Source organism: Nostoc sp., from assembly GCF_036917655.1.
Lineage (GTDB): Bacteria > Cyanobacteriota > Cyanobacteriia > Cyanobacteriales > Nostocaceae > Nostoc.
In genome coordinates this window covers 51192-70219 of the sequence record NZ_JBALCY010000039.1, presented here as the reverse complement: position 1 = coordinate 70219, position 19028 = coordinate 51192, and the positions used below count along the sequence as shown (strand labels likewise).

Sequence of the window (19028 nt, the reverse complement as noted above, 5' to 3'; positions counted from 1 at the left end):
ACATCGAGCCTCAGAAGGTCAACATCGAGCCTCAGAAGGTCAACATCGAGCCTCAGAAGGTCAACATCGAGCCTCAGAAGGTCAACATCGAGCCTCAGAAGGTCAACATCGAGCCTCAGAAGGTCAACATCGAGCCTCAGAAGGTCAACATCGAGCCTCAGAAGGTCAACATCGAGCCTCAGAAGGTCAACATCGAGCCTAAATCAAGGTTGCACGCAAAAAATTACCCCTGCTCATTTGACGATGATCTCACTTTTTCGCCTTACTTGCTCTTGACTTGAATAGATGCCATCATACCCTTGTCTTCGTGTTCCAAGACATGACAGTGGTAAACAAAAGTACCTGCAATACTTGTACCATTCTGAATGCCCCGGAAATCCATTCGCAGTTTCACACTGGGAAATGGGGTATTTGGCTTACCGTTCCAGATAGGTACATTGATTGTGTCGCGCATCATCCCGATCTCACTTGCATTGGAACTGTTCAAGACGAGGAAGTGGATTTGGTGGATATGGAAAGTATGGACTTCCAAACTTCGGTTTTCCACGATCCAATCCTCAGTCGTTCCCTCCTGAACCGTGATATCGGGAGTCTTGAAGTTTGGATCGTAAACTTTAGGCTTATTTGGCTCTACTGTGATGTAGTACTGCTCTGGTAGTACACCAGGAGCTGTTTGAGAGAAATAGAGCTTGCGCTGCTTTACAGACTTGTTCTGATTGACTCCAGAAAAGCGATTGCTCGATACCTTAGTTAAGTCAACGCTTGACTCAGGAGCTGAGGCTGAAGCAGATGATGCCGCAAGCGTCTGAATTCTAGCTATCGTTCGTTGTGGGTTATTATCATGTTGTGTCCCTGTCTTATAATTGAGCGTCAAAAGCTTGGCATCCTTGACTGACGCTTGCGGAGCGTTGATCATGAACTCTGCCCTTGCGGCTGGGGGTAGGAGAATGTGGTAGACAGATTTAGTCTGGTTCTGCAACTGACTATCAGCATTGAGAGGAACACCATCCATCGCTACTAATTGAAGCGGTTGAGCAATGCTATTGTATTGAACTTGCAAGTCAAAGAAGGTATCTGCCGAGGTATTAGCCATACGCCAAAACTGTTGTTGATTGGGTTTCATTTGAATGATGGCTGGCGGATCATAAATACCTCTACCTTTATACCTAATTGGAACTGAGTTGATGGAAATATCCTTCAGTGGTTGCTGATAGTCAAAATATTTTAATAGATCCGTATCACGTAGCACAAACACCCGTTCTGGAAGTTGAGCAGCTTGCTTGTTATACTTCCCGATGCCTTCAACAATAATCGCACCTGTTAATCCACTCAGCACTTGAGCTTGACTCTGCATGTGGACGTGTGGGTGATACCAGTATAGTCCCGGTGGCTCTCCCTGTGGAATGCTGACATTGTATTGGAAAGTCTGTTTTGGCTCAACCACCGTCCGTACAACTTCGTCCTGATGGCATTTTGAAGATATACTCAAGCCATGAAAATGCAGGTTGGTTGAGTTTGCGGGTGCCATTCCTCCAAGATATTGGCGCTCACAGTTTTGGTCTTGTGTTCCTTTTGCTTGACCTGGTAATTGATTAGTCAATCTCAGTACTAAGTTTGCCTGACCTGGACTCAGCCTAAGCGTTGGTGCTTGCAGATTACCATTGGCAAAATAGCAGTTTTGCTTAGGGGCAATGTTGACTACCGTAAAGTTTGCCGGATGGGTAGCATCAGGATTGCGGATTTCTGGTGGGTTTTTAACAATGCTTCCCGCAGGCGGCAGAGCGCAAACAGAAGATGAGGATGTGGTTTGCGCCCTTACTTGCAACGCATATATCACAACAACAAGAGCAAAAAAAATACTGGCAGCAATCTTCAAGAGTTGCCGCAGTTGTCTTTGCTTCAATACCCCTGGAAGTGCTGCAAGCTTTAATGCTATTCGTCTAATAATTCTGGTCATGAATGGTTTGGTTTTTCCCTCAAAAAAGTTAAGTAGCACTTGCCATGTATATTTTCCAGGTATGCAATAAACAGCTAAATAAGTGGGCGAGAAAATTCGCAAGTATATAACGAAATCTAAATTCGGCAGAGAGCTTACAAATTAGTTATTTCACCGTTCTTACAAAACTAAATGCATATTTGTTTGATCGTGCCTACGTACTTATTTAGATTGAAATAAGCTAAAAAAGATTTCCTATTGGTGCAGATTACAGACAAATTTAATTTATTAAAATATGGTTTACAGATGCAAGCTATTCACTATAACTTTATGGAAACTTCAAATGTGGCTGCAAAGTATAGACATAAAACAACATCTGTGACACTCATTAATTACCACTTCCTCTGGATACCAAAAAGATGCAAAAAGCTAGCTATTAACAGGAAACTTTGGATCACAAGCTACATTGCGATTGCTCAACTCAACTGTATTAAAATATAAGGCGATCGCCTTTACAACTGTGCGCTTCTCATGAGAGGCTGTAGGCGATCGCTCAATCTAATTCTGTATAAATATAGCGCTTAGAGCTTGCGTCAAATACAAGCGATGCCTGGGTTGGGCTACGCCTACGTAATAGTGTGGCGCTACCGTGTATAGGACGCTCTAAGGGGGAAATTTGAAAGTCTCTCTCCTTTTAGGAAAGAGAAATAGAAGTGAGGTTTTCCAGATACCGTGAAAAGTCAGGTCTAAATCCACTCAAATCCCTGTGTAGCTAAAAATTCTTTAGCTGGTTCCAAAATATCTTTGCTTAAAATCAGGGTGACTTTTGGGGAACTAAGATATAAACGAAAACGCTTAATAATAAATAGTTGATTCGCAGGTTCAATTTTTTTAATAGCACTCCAGGGAATCAACAAAGGCGAAAGTCCTAAGCTAAACAAGGGGAAAATACTGAGATAAATCCCTTGAGGAGTGATACCAACATTTAAAGTTCCTTTGTAGTACACCAAACCCACAGAACCGCTTCTCATTCGGGAGAAGTTTACTGGCGGCGCTTCTTTGGTGCGGTAGAGTTTAGCAAGGCGATTCCAGTCATGACGGAATAGAAAAATCATGACTATGGTGACAAGTGAAAAATAAACGATGTATATCCACTGAGGGATATGTGGCATTGGTTTTTAAGTCATTGATGATTTACGCTTCAACTGTAAGCGATGTCTAACGACAAGTCTCTTTGCGTCTACGTACTCACCAATCAACCAAGTTCCCTTGAATCTTTCCAATTTCAGGACTTACGCAAATAATAGCCGAAAAGAAATATTTTTATGTAGGGGCAATTCATGAATTGCCCCTACAACGTGTAGTTTTGCGTAAGTCCTAAATTTATGGGAGCATACCGATTAAAAATTGCTCAATAGAAACCCTATTAACTCAAAAAACTGGCCTTAATTAAAGCCAGTTTTTTGATTCTATTGCAAACTTTTAACAAAGCTTACATCCGAGTATTAATGGAACACACTTGACAAGCTATTATTAAACCTTCTCATTAAAATGTCAAGATTTTATTATTTACTTCAGCAAAATTTGCCATTAGATATAGCCACTTCCCTTAAATTCTCAGACTGTGTTTCTAAACTCTTGTCACCAAAATGCTGATTCATCAGCGCCGGGATTTGTGCAGCTTGAATTCGGCTATGGCGCGTTTTATCTGGCATCACTAGGTTAGGCCCAGCTTTACAGTTCTTCATACAACCAGTGCCCTTGATTGTAACTTGGTCTTCTAAACCGCGATCGCTTAAAGCTGCCTCCAACGCCTGACAAACTCCTTTACCACCGCGTTTCATACAATCAGACTTTTGACACACCAAAATTGTGGCTTTAGCCTTAGCTGGTTTTACCTTGACATTATCAATAGATGGGGGTTCTTGTACTGGGGCGATCGTTTCAACTCTCCCTATCTCAGAACGCGCCGCCATCACCCGTTCAGCTTTCAGTGTAACTTTGTCTTTTTTTATATCGTATTCTTTATAACCAACAACTTGTAGCCAAGTACCTGGTGGTAGGCGCAAATCAAAAGCAGCCCGTAAATGTTTAGCTAGTTTAATGTAAGACTCACCCTCATGAGTCCCCAACAGTAAACCTTTAACCTTATAACCATCTTTAATAACAAAATCTATAAACCTGCCTTCAAGGCAAAATTCTGATACTTCCATACTCTGAGATGCACCCATTTTTTTAACCTCCTTTTAACTAGTACAAGCTACCAAGCGAGATATTTTCAGCAGCAGCCACCGATTAGAACTATTGGTAACGACTATACCAGCAGCGTTCAAGAGTCCAAATCTGGTCTTGACGGGAGACTGTTAATCGCCGTACCACACTCCAAAGTTGAATAGCCGCAGTAGGATTGTCAATTTCAACTTTCAATGGCTGGTTAGCCGCACAACTACAAGGAATGTCTAACTCCTTTAGGCGTTGATAGACTTGCCAGCGATCTGCCCAATTCACCTCTACAAGGTGGTTTATTTCTATTTCTGAACTAAACGATTTCAAGAGAATTGCCCTCAAAGTGCAACAAACTTGCAGTAACTACCGCGATTTAACTCCCAGCTTTTTGAAAGTCTGATGAGTTTAGCCTCTTAAGACCAGGATACCTTAAGTGCAAACAATTCTCATTAATTTGTGAAGAAAATAAAATTTTTGCACTCATCCCATATTGAGAGGGAGATGACGGAGATCAGGGAGACAAGTCTGAGCGCCGACTTTTGCCGATTTGTTAGCGATAGTGCAGCGTCGGCACGAGCGTCACTTTTCAAGACAGGCATCAGAAATTCTGCTGAGGGAGACGCTGCGTGAACGGAGGGACAAGGTAAGATTTTCTCTTTCTGCTCTCTTTTGGAGTACTCACACTTAGGTGGCGATGTCAATAATAATGATAAATACATGCAACTTGATAAGCGTCCCATCATCCAGCCAACAATCAACTTGAGACTTTTAGTAAGCAAAAATACAAAATATTGTGATGGCAAATTGACTTACTCTGATTGTTAAAATGTTAATATGTAAAGAATAAGCAGTTAAAATCTATAACTGCTAAAGAGCGAGGAGAACAATGTCTGAAACGCAAACTTTGTTACGAAATTTTGGTCATGTATATGACAATCCTGTGTTGCTCGATCACAGCGTTACTGCTCCAGTTACGGAAGGATTCAACGTTGTATTAGCTAGTTTCCAGGCACTGTACTTGCAGTACCAAAAGCATCATTTTGTAGTTGAAGGCTCAGAATTTTACTCTCTGCATGAGTTTTTTAACGAAAGCTACAACCAAGTACAAGACCATGTTCATGAAATTGGAGAACGCTTAGATGGACTAGGTGGCGTGCCAGTAGCGACCTTCAGCAAATTAGCAGAATTAACCTGTTTTGAGCAAGAATCTGAAGGCGTATATTCCTCTCGCCAAATGGTAGAAAATGACCTAGCGGCAGAACAAGCCATTCTGGGTGTAATTCGCCGCCAAGCTGCTCAAGCAGAGAGTTTAGGCGATCGCGGTACACGCTATCTGTACGAAAAGATTTTGTTGAAAACCGAGGAACGTGCTTATCATTTGTCTCATTTCCTCGCTAAAGACAGCTTAACTTTAGGGTTTGTCCAAGCGGCTCAAAGCTAAAACTCTCATAATCTAGATTTGTCTACCTAGAGTCAAAGAAAAAGTTGGCAGCACGAACTCTTAAAATATTATAAAGAATGGCAGAGAATGATATCCTTATTTCTCTGCCATTCTTTATTTAAGTAAACATATTCTCATAATATTTAACGTTGACAACATTTAGCAATTAGCTAGTTAAAATAAATTTTTATCTAAGTAATCTATTTGTGCTGAATAAGCAGACAGATATATGCCCAAAGAAATCATCATTTGTTGTAATCTGTTGTCAGCTTAAATAATAAAGATTCGCAAAAGCTTTAGAACTTTGAGCATCACAATTAAATAAAATTAGAAATATAAAATAATCATTGGGCATGGGGCATTGAGGAAACACTTACTATTGGTGTCAATTTAAGCCAAAACCCATTTTATACCTCGTTCCCAGTCTCAGACTGGGAACGAGGTATAAGCTTCTCCCTCATCTCCCCCACTCCCCTCTCTGTCATCAAACCTAGAAAACTTAATAATAAAAAGCCCGACAGGGGGTAAAGACCCTTAAAATAATCAGGATTTGTATTCTCGTACTCCAACGCAACTACTATGCCCCGCCGTGACGACCTTCGGAAGATTCTCCTGTTAGGCTCTGGTCCAATTGTGATCGGACAAGCCTGTGAGTTTGACTACTCTGGCACTCAAGCCTGCAAAGCGCTGCGAGAAGAAGGCTATGAGGTGGTTTTGGTCAACTCCAACCCTGCAACGATTATGACCGATCCGGAAACAGCCGATCGCACTTACATTGAGCCGTTGACACCGGAATTGGTCGAAAAAGTCATCGAAAAAGAACGCCCTGATGCTCTACTACCGACGATGGGAGGACAAACCGCCCTCAACCTCGCCGTTGCTTTAGCTAAAAATGGGGTGTTGGAAAAATACGGCGTTGAGTTAATCGGCGCTAAACTACCAGCGATCGAAAAAGCTGAAGATCGAAAACTTTTCGGTCAGGCAATGGCAAGGCTCGGCATAGCTGTGTGTCCTAGCGACACAGCCGAATCTTTGGAAGAAGCCAAAGCTGTTGCCCGTAAAATTGGTACTTATCCCCTAATTATTCGTCCAGCTTTCACAATGGGAGGAAGTGGCGGCGGTATTGCTTACAACAAAGAAGAATTTGAAGAAATGGCACAGGTTGGTATAGATGCCAGCCCGGTTTCGCAAATTCTCATTGACCAGTCTTTACTCGGCTGGAAAGAATATGAACTCGAAGTGATGCGTGACTTGGCAGATAACGTGGTGATTATCTGCTCCATCGAAAACCTTGACCCGATGGGCATTCACACCGGCGACTCCATTACCGTCGCTCCCGCGCAAACCCTCACTGATAAAGAATATCAAAGGCTGCGGGATATGGCAATTAAGATCATCCGCGAGATTGGTGTGGAAACTGGCGGTTCTAATATTCAATTTGCCGTCAATCCGGTGAATGGGGATGTGGTTGTAATTGAGATGAACCCCCGCGTTTCTCGCAGTTCGGCTTTATCTTCCAAAGCCACAGGTTTCCCGATCGCCAAAATTGCCGCTAAATTGGCTGTAGGCTACACCCTGGATGAGATTCAAAATGACATCACCAAGAAAACTCCCGCGTCCTTTGAGCCGACAATTGACTATGTGGTGACAAAAATTCCCCGCTTCGCCTTTGAAAAGTTTCCAGGTTCAGAACCAGTGCTGACAACCCAAATGAAGTCAGTCGGGGAAGCAATGGCAATTGGGCGGACGTTCAACGAATCCTTCCAAAAGGCGCTGCGATCGCTCGAAACAGGACGTGCCGGTTGGGGTTGCGACAAAGCCGAGAAATTACCCAGTGGTGAACAAATCCGCGCCCAACTACGGACACCTAACCCCGATCGCATTTTCTCCGTGCGCCATGCCTTACAGCAAGGGATGACTATTGAGGAAATCTATGAACTCACTGGTATTGACCGATGGTTCTTGGATAAATTGCAGCAACTGCTAGATGTCGAAAAATTCCTGAAGCGGACACCTTTGCAGCAATTGACAAAAGAGCAACTTTATGAAGTGAAGCGGGATGGATATAGCGATCGCCAGATTGCCTATGCCACCAAAACCACCGAAGATGAAGTTCGCGCCTACCGCAAGTCACTAGGAATTATCCCAGTTTACAAAACTGTGGATACCTGCGCTGCTGAGTTTGAAGCGTTTACTCCCTACTACTATTCTACCTACGAAGAAGAAACAGAGGTCTTGCCAGCAACCAAGCCAAAAGTGTTGATTTTGGGTGGTGGCCCCAACCGCATTGGGCAGGGAATTGAGTTTGATTATTGTTGTTGTCACGCCGCCTATGCTTTGAAGGGAGCAGGGTATGAGACGATTATGGTCAACTCTAACCCAGAGACAGTTTCGACAGATTACGATACCAGCGATCGCCTTTACTTTGAGCCATTAACAAAAGAAGATGTCCTTAACATCATCGAAACTGAAAATCCAGTCGGCGTAATAATCCAGTTTGGCGGACAAACACCGCTGAAGTTAGCTATTCCTTTACAAGAGTTTCTTAACAATGACACTTCAGGACTGCTCACTAAAATTTGGGGTACATCGCCAGATTCCATTGACATGGCAGAAAACCGGGAGCGGTTTGAAAAGATTCTCCAACAGTTGAATATTGCTCAACCGCCGAATGGTATTGCTCGGACTTACGAAGATGCACTGATTGTCGCCAAACGCATTGGCTATCCGGTGGTGGTGCGTCCCAGCTATGTGTTGGGGGGACGGGCGATGGAAATCGTTTATTCTGATGCTGAATTGGAACGCTACATGACCTTTGCGGTGCTAGTGGAACCAGAACATCCGATTTTGATTGATAAGTTTTTGGAAAATGCGATCGAAGTCGATGTAGATGCGATCGCCGATCATACAGGAAGGGTGGTGATTGGTGGCATCATGGAACACATCGAACAAGCGGGGATTCACTCAGGAGATTCCGCTTGTTCTTTACCTTCTATTTCCCTATCCCCAGCAGTTCTCAATCAAATTCGCACTTGGACGGTGCAGCTAGCACAAGCGCTGTCAGTCGTGGGATTGATGAATATTCAATTTGCCGTTGTGGGTGCAAGCAGCTATTCTCCCCAAGTTTACATTCTGGAAGCCAACCCCCGCGCCTCCCGCACAGTCCCATTTGTTTCTAAAGCAACGGGCGTACAGTTGGCAAAACTAGCATCCTTAATTATGTCAGGTAAAACCTTAGAGGAACTACACTTCACCGAGGAAGTTATCCCCACACATATTGCTGTAAAAGAAGCAGTATTACCCTTTAATAAATTTCCTGGAACTGATACGATATTAGGCCCAGAAATGCGATCCACTGGTGAGGTGATGGGGATTGACAGCGACTTTGGCCGGGCCTTTGCCAAAGCGGAATTGGGTGCTGGGGAGCGTTTACCACTGACGGGAACCGTATTTGTATCAATGAGCGATCGCGACAAAGCTGCTGCGGGTGCTGTGGTGAAGGAATTTATCGATTTGGGCTTTAAAGTGATGGCTACCCTTGGTACACGCCGAGTTCTTCTCGAACAGGGGTTAAATATTGAATTAGTGCTGAAACTCCATGAAGGTCGTCCCCACGTCCTCGATGCAATCAAAAACCAGAAAATCCAACTTATTATCAACACACCATCAGGGGAAGAAGCCCAGACTGATGCTAGGTTAATCCGCCGCACGGCCTTAGCTTACAAGATTCCCATCATTACCACCATCGCCGGTGCAAAAGCTACCGTCGCCGCCATCCGTTCCTTGCAAAATACGACTTTGGATGTCAAAGCCATCCAAGAGTACTGCCCGATTGCGAGAGAGTAGGAAGCAGGGAGCAGGGAGCAGGGGAGGAAATAACTAATGCCCCATGCCCCATGCCCCATGCCCCATGCCAAGAAAATTAAGTAATTGTTATAGGAGAATGACTATAGTTCTCATTAGAGATATCTTAACAAATATGAGGAAGCTTATGTTAACCAGATAATTTCTGAAATTGACCAATGATTTCTTGATGGTACAGAGCAAGCGGATTTATCCGTAGGGTCAATCCAAAATCCAAAATCTAAAATCCAAAATTGTCTGACTTCTAGTCAGCCTTGAGAAAAAGGGCAATATTGCATCAACTGGAACAACCAGGAAATTTAATGTCGCCATATAGCCAAAACATTCTCATAAATGTTACAATTGTTAATAAGGCTCCAATAGAAAAATGTTTAAGAAGCTACCTTTTATCTAACTGTAGATACTTGTGATAACCAGGAAATAACTGTAAGTTTTAGCAGTTAAGAAGCCTAAATTTGATTATTATGAGCAGCCGAGTTTCTCGGGCGCGTAAATTGTAAACCATAGCATGGGTTCCCAGTCTGACTGGGTAGCACCCTAATAAAGCATCTATCCCTTAATGACCCTACCGCCAAACCCATCATTACCAAAGAGTAGCGCCATGAAGACCGCTCAGACAGCCACAGACCTCGTGCGGACTTACCTGCGTGAGATTGGCCGTGTGCCACTCTTAACCCACGAGGAAGAGATTTTCTATGGTAAACAGGTGCAACGTTCCTGCGCTTTGCATGAATCAAGGGAATGTCTTGCCACCCAGTTAGGTCGTCAACCGACTCTCGAAGAGTGGGCCAAAACGACTAAGCTAGAACCAGCAGAGTTGAACGAAGCGATCGCTGATGGTGAAATTGCCAAGCGCAAGATGGTAGAAGCCAATTTGCGGCTGGTAGTGTCCGTTGCCAAAAAGTACATCAAGCGCAACGTCGATTTACTCGACTTGATCCAAGAAGGTAGTATTGGTATGCAACGGGGCGTAGAAAAGTTTGACCCCACCAAAGGCTACAGGTTTTCTACCTATGCCTATTGGTGGATTCGGCAAGCGATCACTCGTGCTATAGCCGAAAAAGCTCGTACAATTCGGCTGCCTATTCATATAACTGAGAAGTTAAATAAGATTAAAAAAGCACAGCGCCAATTGTCTCAAAAATTGGGACGCGCTCCCACAGCTGGTGAGCTAGCTGAAGAATTAGAATTGACCCCCAAACAAGTGCGAGAGTATCTAGAAAAGGCGCGTTTGCCCCTTTCCTTGGATTTGCGGCTGGGTGATAATTACGACACTGAACTTGGAGAAATGCTGGAAGATCCAGGAGCATCTCCAGAAGAGTTCGTCATGCAATCTTCTCTATCTTATGACTTAGATCGCCTGATGGGTGATCTCACACAACAACAGAGGGAAGTGATCACGCTGCGCTTTGGCTTAACTGATGGGCAAGCCCTGACTCTGGCTAGAATTGGTGAAATACTGAACATCAGCCGGGAACGAGTCCGGCAAATCGAGCGGGAAGCCTTAACTAAACTTCGCAAGTCTAAAGCCAACATGGATGAATATTTGGCAAGTTAAGGGGAAGTTAGGAGTAGAGACGCGATTAATCGCGTCTGTACAGGAGTTAGGAGTAGAGACGCGATTAATCGCGTCTGTACAGGAGTTAGGAGTTTTTAATTAACTTCTGACTCCTTACTTTATATATTTGGGGTGAGAAAATACGCTGACTTTGGTACGGTTACACCTACTTACACTCTTAAGCTAGGTTGTTACATTAGTTGACAGGAAGACCAAATAGCTAGCTAAGTCAAATCCAAAACAGGTATTTAATATTCAAATCATAAGCACGTCAGCCAGCAGTGGTAGTTAAGGAGCTAAAAAATGAGTAACCCATCCAATCGTGTCTCAGAATTTTTCAATAGTGAATCAGAAACTAGCGATTTACTATGGCAGTACGTTAAATCCTTGAATCCAGAAACAGTTAGCCAACTATCCAAACCCACGTCTGCCGAAGTGTTTCAGGTAATGGAACGGAATATTACAGGACTATTGGGTAATTTACCTTCAGAACATTTTGGCATCAGCGTAAGCACCAGTCGCGAAAGTCTGGGTCGGCTTCTCGCTTCTGCTATGATTAGTGGTTATTTCTTGCGTAACGCTGAACAGAGAATGAATTTTGAAATCGCCCTACAAGGATCTGAAACCAACAATAGCGAAGTTGACTAGAAATATAAAATTTGGGAAATTCAGAAATTCAATATTCTTGGGCTGATAGCTAGTCACAGTCACGGTGATCGGAATTGAAAATAACCCTCTGGGAAATCTTTGCCCCTAATTCCCAATCATAATATCAGCTAAATTTTTTTAAATACCCAAAAATAGTGACGAATTAAGGTTGAAATTTAAAAAATCAAAACTCGGCAGAGTTAAAACTAGTTTGCCGAGTTTTGTTATTAATCATTAGTCTCCCTCATCTGCGCCTCTTGTCAATCAATTATGAGTGAAACCAGTTCTTTCCCACCCCATAAAATTATTGGTGTTGCAGTAATTTGGAATGACCAAAACCAAATTTTAATTGATCGCCGTCGTCCAGAAGGAGCTATGGGTGGTTTGTGGGAATTTCCTGGTGGTAAAATTGAGCCTGGTGAAACTATCAGCGAGTGTATTCAACGAGAAATTTCCGAAGAACTGGGAATAGTAATTGAAGTGGGAGAACATCTGATTACTATCGACCACAGCTATACAAACTTGCGCGTTACCCTCACAGTACATCACTGCCGCCATGTTACAGGTGTTCCCCAACCTTTGGAATCGGATGAAATTCGCTGGGTAACTTTGGAAGAACTGGAGCAGTTTACTTTTCCTAAAGCAAATACTCAAATTATTGCTGCCTTAAAAGGGAGTAGGGAGCAAGAATTTTAGATTTTAGATTTTAGATTTTAGATTGAAATTTAATCCAAAAGACGCTCGCGGACTCGCTCTAAGCGAAGCCATGCCGTTGGCGCAGCCTCTCGTTGAGAAGGCTTTACGCTACGCTATCGTCAATCCAAAATCCAAAATTGAATTGCCCAATGCCCAATACCGTAACAATCTATTAATTGCATCAGGTTGAGTCCCGCAATTTTCTACAATAGGCGCAGAGACTTTGATTAAAGGTGTCAGCAAACAAATGCCTAAAACCGTTGCCGATGTGATGAGCCGCGATCCTATTGTTGTTCGGGCAGAAACTCCACTCAAGGAAGCTATCCAAATTCTCGCAGAACGCCACATCAGCGGACTACCTGTTGTGGATGATGTCGGTAAATTGGTGGGCATTATCTCAGAAACCGATTTGATGTGGCAAGAAACTGGTGTTACTCCACCTGCGTACATTATGTTTCTTGATAGTGTTATCTATTTAAAAAATCCTGCTACATATGAACGTGACTTGCATAAGGCACTAGGGCAAACTGTTGGGGAGGTGATGAGTAAAAACCCGATCACTATTTCCCCTGATAAAAGTTTAAGGGAAGCCGCTACAATCATGCACGATCGCAGCGTTCACCGCTTGCCGGTACTTGAGGGTGCGGGTCAAGTAATTGGTATCCTCACTCGTGGTGATATTATTCGGGCAATGGCAGCCAGTCAAGATTAGTCAGTTGTCATTAGTCATTAGTCAAAAAACTTTTGACTAATGACTATTAGACCTCTTGCATAAATCAAAAATTAAGAACCCCACCCCGCATTTGAGTAAAGCAAACGCTCCCCTCCCCCCAAGCGGGGTGGGGTGTTAGGGACTTTTGCAAGAGGTCTATTGACTAATGACTGTTTTTTACACCTTTGAAAATCAAGGATAACTAAATGAGTAGTATTACTCCGGAGTCTGTTAAGCAATTGCTCAGTTCTGAGGATTTAGGCGATCGCTTACGTGCAGTAAATCAAATCCGCCAACTGGAACCTGCGCTTGGCTTTGAATTAATTCAAACTGCTATTGGCGATCGCAATTCCCGTGTCCGTTACTCGGCGGTGAGTCAAATGGATACACTCGGAACGCAGGATTTACAGTTATCCTTGAATATCTTGCGCGATCGCTTGCTTCATGACTCCGAAGTAGATGTCCAAGCAGCAGCAGCAGACTGTTTGGGTGCTCTGAAGTTACATGAAGCTTTTGAAGACTTGCAACAGCTTTACCGTACAACCGATGAATGGCTAATACAATTCAGTATCATTGCCACATTAGGAGAGTTGGGCGATCCACGAGCCTTTGAACTACTCAAAGAGGCACTCTCATCAGAAAACGAATTAATCCAAACTGCTGCTGTTAGTTCTTTGGGTGACTTGGGAGATTTACAAGCAGTTCCCCTGTTGGCTCCCTATGCTACCAATCCAGATTGGCAAATTCGTTACAGACTTGTACAAGCCTTGGCTCGTTTAGGTAGTGCAGAAGCCAAATCTATATTAGAAACTCTGGTTGACGATCAAGTAGAAGCGATCGCAACTGAAGCCAAAAATTCTTTGCAATCAGTTTAAGTCTATCTCAGGTTAAGAAAATTCATCCTTAAATAGATTTGTCTGACATGATAAAAAATTCGACCTGGTTAGGAAAGTTTTGCATTCCAGCCAGATCGAATAGATAAATTAGAGTTACTTTTAGTTGCTAAAAGTAACTTTTTTATATTTAGGATAGGTCTATTGAACGAAACTTTTGCGGCGGCTAGACATAGCCATTACTGCGCCTACTGCACCCAAGCCTAGTAATACAGCTGGTTCGGGAACTGAAGTTACTGCAAGACCTGTGAAAGTTCCAGAAATTTTTCCCCCATTCTTGTAAATTGCTTGTGCAGCAGTATCTTGAATAGCAAAAGTGATATATCCTTCTGCTTTACTTCCATCCTCAAAGAGTCCCTTGAAAGCCAAGTTTATATCTGTTCCTCCAGGTTGTGAAGTAAAAACTGCTGGATCGAGACTAGTCAAACTAAGCAGTTTATTTCCGTCCAAAGCACCAACATCAATAAACGCGGAAGAAATGGATAGATTTGTTTGGAAGCTTTTGATAAAACCTGTAGAATTAGATGCAAAATCTCCTGTCCGGTGTGTAAGTAAAATTGCTCCTGGATTGGGAAGAAAGTTTACAGAGTTTTGGCTAAGAGTGACATCAGTTGCCTCATTAGTAGAGCTGTTATAAGAGGGAATATAGTTAAAGCTACCCGTGTATGCTTGTGCAGAACCAGCAGAAGTAAACAACGCAGCAGCAGCTAATGGAAGTGCAACGGTAGCAGCTATAGTAGCATTTAGTAATTTAGATTTCAAACTAATGATGATCATTTGAGAGTCCTAATAATAACTTTGAAGAAAGAAATTTATTGCTTTACTTGTACTATCAGTAATTTGTTTAAAATACTGTCAGTGAAAGTGAAACTTGTATGAGGTATTTCTTATTTCCATAGAAACACATAGACCCTGAGTCGGCAAGATTTACTTAGTGGTCTTCATCACATCTTCAATTGCTGAGTAGTCTTCATAAAATTTTAATTTCTTCTATAGCTGGTCTTCGTATATTTGTCATTTCATAGGGTTGAAAGTATGGGCAATAGCTTTGAATTTAATCAAGAAAACTTCAGTACACTTAATCAAATTAGTGCTTTTTATTTTTGAATATTACTCAACTAGTTTTTAGATAAATATAGTAAGCAATGTATCTATATTCAGTTCTTGAAGATTCGCCAAGCTTTTTTAAGGGTGTCACCGTACCCTCTACCCAGACTACAAGGGAGATGAAGAACGCTTATCTCAGAAGTATTAAAACAAAAGGGATTTATCTAAACCGTAATCCACTAAATAGCGGTTCCTCCAGTCTCTAAAAGAAATGGGAGAAACCGCTGTCTTGGTGTAAGGTGGAAAATTTTTGTCAACTAATTAAATGTCTGTGATAAATAGCCTGACTGCTAGCTATTACTTCTGTTCTCAAATGTTTCAGATTTTTGAAATGCTAAGAGCCAAATACCTGTGGCCAAGTTGTCACAACAAAAACTACGACTGCTGCGAGCGCTAACAATCCTTGAATCAAATTTCCAATCAAAGATCCGACTACAATTCCTATGCCCGCTTTAACCGCCAACCCGAATTCACGGCGGAAAAGGTATTCACCAATAATTGCTCCCAAAAGCGGCCCTAGCAAAATTCCTAACAGTGGCCCCCCAAAAGGCAACGTTGGTAATAATCCCAAAAATCCCACGACCAAACCGACAATTGCGCCAATTTGCCCCCACTTGCTAGCTCCAGCTTGTCTTGCTCCCACATAGCTAGCTAAAAAGTCCACTCCGACACTGAGTAGTAAAACTATAACTGTCACAATTAGTGGAATCTTGATAGCTGCAAAGGAACTACTAACGATTCCCCAGACGATAATTGCAATTAAAATTAAGCTGCTACCAGGAATGGCTGGAACTACGGCACCGATAACACCCACAACCATTACGGCAATTAATAGCCAATAAGTAATTTGCATAGATAAAATTGTAAATTTCCAAATTTCCGAGTCAGTTAGTCATTATTATGGATGCACAGTTGTACATTGGTGTCAACTTGGAGCCAGGGCGAATGGAATTCGCGGCTACACAAGCAGGAGCTACACCTCCGTGGGGTAACGAGAAATTAAGGGTTTTGCCTGTGTAGACGCGGTTTCTAACCGCCCTTTTAACGTTAAGTTTATACGCATGACAGCTGTGCGCCCATACTGTATATTCTATCTGGGCCAGATGGTAACAAATGCCTAGACTTTAACTTGAACCAAATATGTTTTTCTAGTTCAATCTGGTAAAATCTGTCTCTAGATCGCTCTTGGCTCGTCTTGGTAATTGTCGGTAGTGGGGATTAATTGAGTTGCTGGGCAGATACAATTTACACTGTTCAAGAAACTGAATAGCAAGCGCCTTCCTTGCGGTTTGTTTATTACCCAAACCCCTAGCCACAGGCGTAGTGAAAGCACAAGCCGTTCGTACTGAGTAACTGAACTTGCCAAACACTCCAAGACAAAACTCAAAATTAATGACGAGAAAAATTTTAACTGGACTGAGTTCAGCAGCCTACGAACACCCTTTTGATCGCAAAGCTTTGGCTTCTTTGCAAAATATGCCTGGTGTCTCCTTGCTACTCAAGAAAATTAACGAATACGGCATCGATCGCTTACTCAGGTTGCAAAGCCTTGGTAGTGAAATCAGAATTTCGCCCCGTAATTTTCCCCAATTACATCAAGCATTTGTAGAAACCTGCCAAATTCTTGATGTTGCTCCACTTCCTGAACTGTATCTGTTTCAAGGCACAGGTCACATTCAAACCTACATTGTTGGGGTAGAAAAACCCCTTGTCGGTATTAATTTAGATGCAATGGAGTGGCTTAACGCAGATGAGTTACTTTACGTTTTCGGACACGAAGTCGCTCGGATTAAGAGTCAGCATATGGTTTTTCACCAAATGGCAATTGTTATGCCAACTTTGAAAAATTTGTTGAGCAGTACCACACTGGGGGTAGGTGGCTTAGTCGCTGGTGGAATGGAACTGGGTTTGTATAATTGGCGGATGATGGCTAGGTTCACTGCTGATCGGGCTGGAATGCTTGCTTGTCAGGATATTGACGTAGCAACTACTACCCTGATGAAACTTGCGGGTTTACCAGACGAGTACTTGACTAATGCTGTAATCGAAGATTTCCTCGTCCAAGCCCGTGAGTTTGCATCCAATAGCTTTGATACTGTTGATAGGGTGACAAAAATATTAAGCTATACAGAATCTGGGCTTTCCTGGGTAGTTATGCGGGCTGGCGAGTTATTAAAATGGGTTGATTCAGGAGAATATGAGAATTTAATTCAACAGACAAATTTAAAGGCACCGGAAGAACCGGAAGAACCGGAAGAAAAAGAAGGAAAGACACCGGAAGAAAAGGAAGGGTGGAATTTTTTGACTTCTTGGTGACTTCTAAACTAGCAAAAAACCTAAGTATTAAGAGTAACAGCAAGTTTATCAGCAATTCCCGCAATCCAGTTTTCATCTTGTTTGGTATAACTGCGAGGAGCATTCGCTGCCAAAATTAGCGCACCTTGATTGCCAATAGGTTGACAAATTATACCTTGAGTATTTTCTGGTAAATAATCAAATTCAAGCCTACCTGGATATACTTTTAGTGCAACTAGATAAATCGGCTTTTGTTTTTCGAGTACCTGTTTTAAGATTACTCCTGGTACAACCTCAGATTTAGTACCCAGAATCCCGCGACGCAACAAAACTTTACCTTGATAAAAAACCACAAGCGATCGCGTTACTGTATTAGTCAACAATAAATGAGATGCCCAGGCTAGCTCTGTTTTCACGGCTTCTGGTAAATCTGCTGCTAGTACAAAACCTTCTTCTCCAATTAGTTCTACAATATCAGGCGATCGCGGCTGAACTTCCTGCCAAATTAAACCAGTCAAAATTAACACCGCACTCAAAATCACGCCCACCACATCACCACGCGATTGGGATTGAGTTAGTTCCGGTGTCAATAAACGGTTAATCAGCAAAAGCACAGCGCCTAGCCCACCCACGACAATGGGTAGACGCCGCAAAACTCGATTAGGATCAGGTTTAGTCATCCTTGGGTAAAGTTATGAGTTATGAGTTATGAGTTATGAGTTATGAGTTGAAGAAAGTTTTTAACTCCTCACTCCTCACTCCTAACTATTTTCACTCCTCCCCTGGTTCAATAATCCGCTGGAAAAGATAACCAGTACCTCGCGCTGTGAGAATCAATTCTGGGTTGCTAGGATCATCTTCTAACTTTGCCCGTAAACGGGATATATGCACATCCACGACGCGGGTATCCACATGACGTTCTGGTGTATAACCCCAAACTTCCTGCAAAATTTCCGAACGGGAAAAAGCTTCTCCAGAACGACTTACTACCAACTCTAATAAGCTGAACTCCATACCTGTCAATCGAATACGCTCATCGCCTTTGTAGACTTGTCGCTTATTCGTATCGATTTTAATATTCGCGACATAGATTACCCCAGAACTGGGAATGCCAGATCCACTGGTTTTGTCTACCCGCCGTAGCACCGAGCGAATTCGAGCTTCTAACTCCTTGGGGGAAAATGGTTTAACTACATAGTCATCAGCACCCAATTCTAGCCCGGTGATGCGATCGGCTACATCACCCAAGGCTGTTAGCATAATAATGGGGACATCTGATTCTTTTCGTAATTCTTGACATACACCATAGCCGTCTAGCTTTGGCATCATTACATCCAAAACTACCAGGTCAGGCTCAGTTTTGCGAAAAGTTTCCAAAGCTTCTTCCCCGTCGCCAGCCGTCACCACATCGTAGCCAATCATGGAAAGGCGCGTTTCCAAAATCCGGCGAATGCTGGCCTCGTCGTCTACCACCAAGATTTTTTCTTTATGGCTTTCCAAGTTTTTCAACGCTCCTTGACTAAAAATTTACATGATTAATTTTTAATACCATAATATTAAGATATCATTCCATCAATTGATTTGGAAAAAGCTCTAAATACTACTATTATTGGTTTTTAGTTTTTTTCAAGAATTAAGTAAATATTAAGATT

The 19028-nt window shown here is 42.6% G+C and carries 18 protein-coding genes; 10 read left to right on the top strand and 8 right to left on the bottom strand.

All coding sequences use genetic code 11. The features are described 5' to 3' along the window. Window positions 1-202, top strand: a 202-nt coding sequence (locus V7K30_RS15630) for a hypothetical protein (protein ID WP_335000657.1), incomplete at its 5' end; no start/stop codon positions are given. Window positions 203-262: 60 nt separating this feature from the next. Here the strand turns inward: V7K30_RS15630 and V7K30_RS15625 are convergent. The 4 genes from V7K30_RS15625 to V7K30_RS15610 form a co-directional block, all read right to left on the bottom strand. Further along, window positions 263-1957 (bottom strand): multicopper oxidase family protein, encoded by a 1695-nt coding sequence (locus tag V7K30_RS15625; protein ID WP_335000655.1) that lies wholly within the window; start codon window positions 1955-1957, stop codon window positions 263-265. Window positions 1958-2682: 725 nt separating this feature from the next. Beyond that, complete coding sequence (locus tag V7K30_RS15620; RefSeq protein WP_335000653.1) at window positions 2683-3108, bottom strand: hypothetical protein; 426 nt, start codon at window positions 3106-3108, stop codon at window positions 2683-2685. Window positions 3109-3510: 402 nt separating this feature from the next. Next, window positions 3511-4167 carry a (2Fe-2S) ferredoxin domain-containing protein gene (locus V7K30_RS15615; RefSeq protein ID WP_335000651.1) on the bottom strand — a complete coding sequence of 219 codons (657 nt, stop codon included), beginning with the start codon at window positions 4165-4167 and terminating at the stop codon, window positions 3511-3513. A gap of 70 nt (window positions 4168-4237) precedes the next feature. Further along, complete coding sequence (locus tag V7K30_RS15610; protein WP_335000649.1) at window positions 4238-4489, bottom strand: Asr1405/Asl0597 family protein; 252 nt, start codon at window positions 4487-4489, stop codon at window positions 4238-4240. Window positions 4490-5048: 559 nt separating this feature from the next. On the opposite strand from V7K30_RS15610, the gene V7K30_RS15605 reads away from it, so the two are divergent. From V7K30_RS15605 to nblB, 8 genes are all read left to right on the top strand, one after another. Then, window positions 5049-5603, top strand: a complete 555-nt coding sequence (locus V7K30_RS15605; RefSeq protein WP_335000647.1) for a Dps family protein — start codon at window positions 5049-5051, stop codon at window positions 5601-5603. Between the two features lie 579 nt (window positions 5604-6182). Beyond that, entirely contained in the window at window positions 6183-9449 is a 3267-nt protein-coding gene (gene carB / locus V7K30_RS15600) for a carbamoyl-phosphate synthase large subunit (RefSeq protein ID WP_335000645.1), read from the top strand. A gap of 619 nt (window positions 9450-10068) precedes the next feature. Beyond that, window positions 10069-11025: an RNA polymerase sigma factor, RpoD/SigA family gene (locus tag V7K30_RS15595; protein ID WP_335000643.1), complete on the top strand. Its 957-nt coding sequence runs from the start codon at window positions 10069-10071 to the stop codon at window positions 11023-11025. Then, window positions 11006-11128 carry a hypothetical protein gene (locus V7K30_RS15590; protein ID WP_335000641.1) on the top strand — a complete coding sequence of 41 codons (123 nt, stop codon included), beginning with the start codon at window positions 11006-11008 and terminating at the stop codon, window positions 11126-11128. The genes V7K30_RS15595 and V7K30_RS15590 overlap by 20 nt, the downstream gene beginning before the upstream one ends. Before the next feature lie 200 nt (window positions 11129-11328). Continuing rightward, on the top strand, window positions 11329-11673 hold the full coding sequence (locus V7K30_RS15585; protein ID WP_335000639.1) for a DUF760 domain-containing protein: 345 nt from the start codon (window positions 11329-11331) through the stop codon (window positions 11671-11673). 270 nt (window positions 11674-11943) lie between these two features. After that, complete coding sequence (gene mutT, locus V7K30_RS15580) at window positions 11944-12369, top strand: 8-oxo-dGTP diphosphatase MutT (protein WP_335000637.1); 426 nt, start codon at window positions 11944-11946, stop codon at window positions 12367-12369. Window positions 12370-12616: 247 nt separating this feature from the next. Further along, window positions 12617-13081 carry a CBS domain-containing protein gene (locus V7K30_RS15575; protein ID WP_335000635.1) on the top strand — a complete coding sequence of 155 codons (465 nt, stop codon included), beginning with the start codon at window positions 12617-12619 and terminating at the stop codon, window positions 13079-13081. A gap of 206 nt (window positions 13082-13287) precedes the next feature. Then, a complete protein-coding gene (gene nblB / locus V7K30_RS15570; protein ID WP_335000633.1) occupies window positions 13288-13956 on the top strand; it encodes a phycobilisome degradation protein NblB in 669 nt (222 codons plus the stop codon). Window positions 13957-14115: 159 nt separating this feature from the next. Here nblB and V7K30_RS15565 read toward each other — a convergent pair whose 3' ends face one another. Both V7K30_RS15565 and V7K30_RS15560 read right to left on the bottom strand, forming a co-directional pair. Continuing rightward, entirely contained in the window at window positions 14116-14751 is a 636-nt protein-coding gene (locus V7K30_RS15565; RefSeq protein ID WP_335000631.1) for a PEP-CTERM sorting domain-containing protein, read from the bottom strand. 664 nt (window positions 14752-15415) lie between these two features. After that, the gene (locus V7K30_RS15560) at window positions 15416-15934 is read right to left on the bottom strand and encodes a DUF456 domain-containing protein (protein ID WP_335000629.1); all 519 of its coding nucleotides are present in this window, start codon (window positions 15932-15934) and stop codon (window positions 15416-15418) included. A 539-nt stretch (window positions 15935-16473) separates the two neighbouring features. On the opposite strand from V7K30_RS15560, the gene V7K30_RS15555 reads away from it, so the two are divergent. Then, window positions 16474-17397 (top strand): M48 family metallopeptidase, encoded by a 924-nt coding sequence (locus V7K30_RS15555; protein ID WP_335000627.1) that lies wholly within the window; start codon window positions 16474-16476, stop codon window positions 17395-17397. 20 nt (window positions 17398-17417) lie between these two features. Here the strand turns inward: V7K30_RS15555 and V7K30_RS15550 are convergent, their stop codons facing one another. Together V7K30_RS15550 and rpaB are read right to left on the bottom strand one after the other, a co-directional pair. Next, window positions 17418-18056 (bottom strand): cofactor assembly of complex C subunit B, encoded by a 639-nt coding sequence (locus V7K30_RS15550; RefSeq protein ID WP_335000625.1) that lies wholly within the window; start codon window positions 18054-18056, stop codon window positions 17418-17420. 91 nt (window positions 18057-18147) lie between these two features. Then, on the bottom strand, window positions 18148-18876 hold the full coding sequence (gene rpaB / locus V7K30_RS15545) for a response regulator transcription factor RpaB (protein WP_335000663.1): 729 nt from the start codon (window positions 18874-18876) through the stop codon (window positions 18148-18150). Window positions 18877-19028 lie beyond the last annotated feature (152 nt).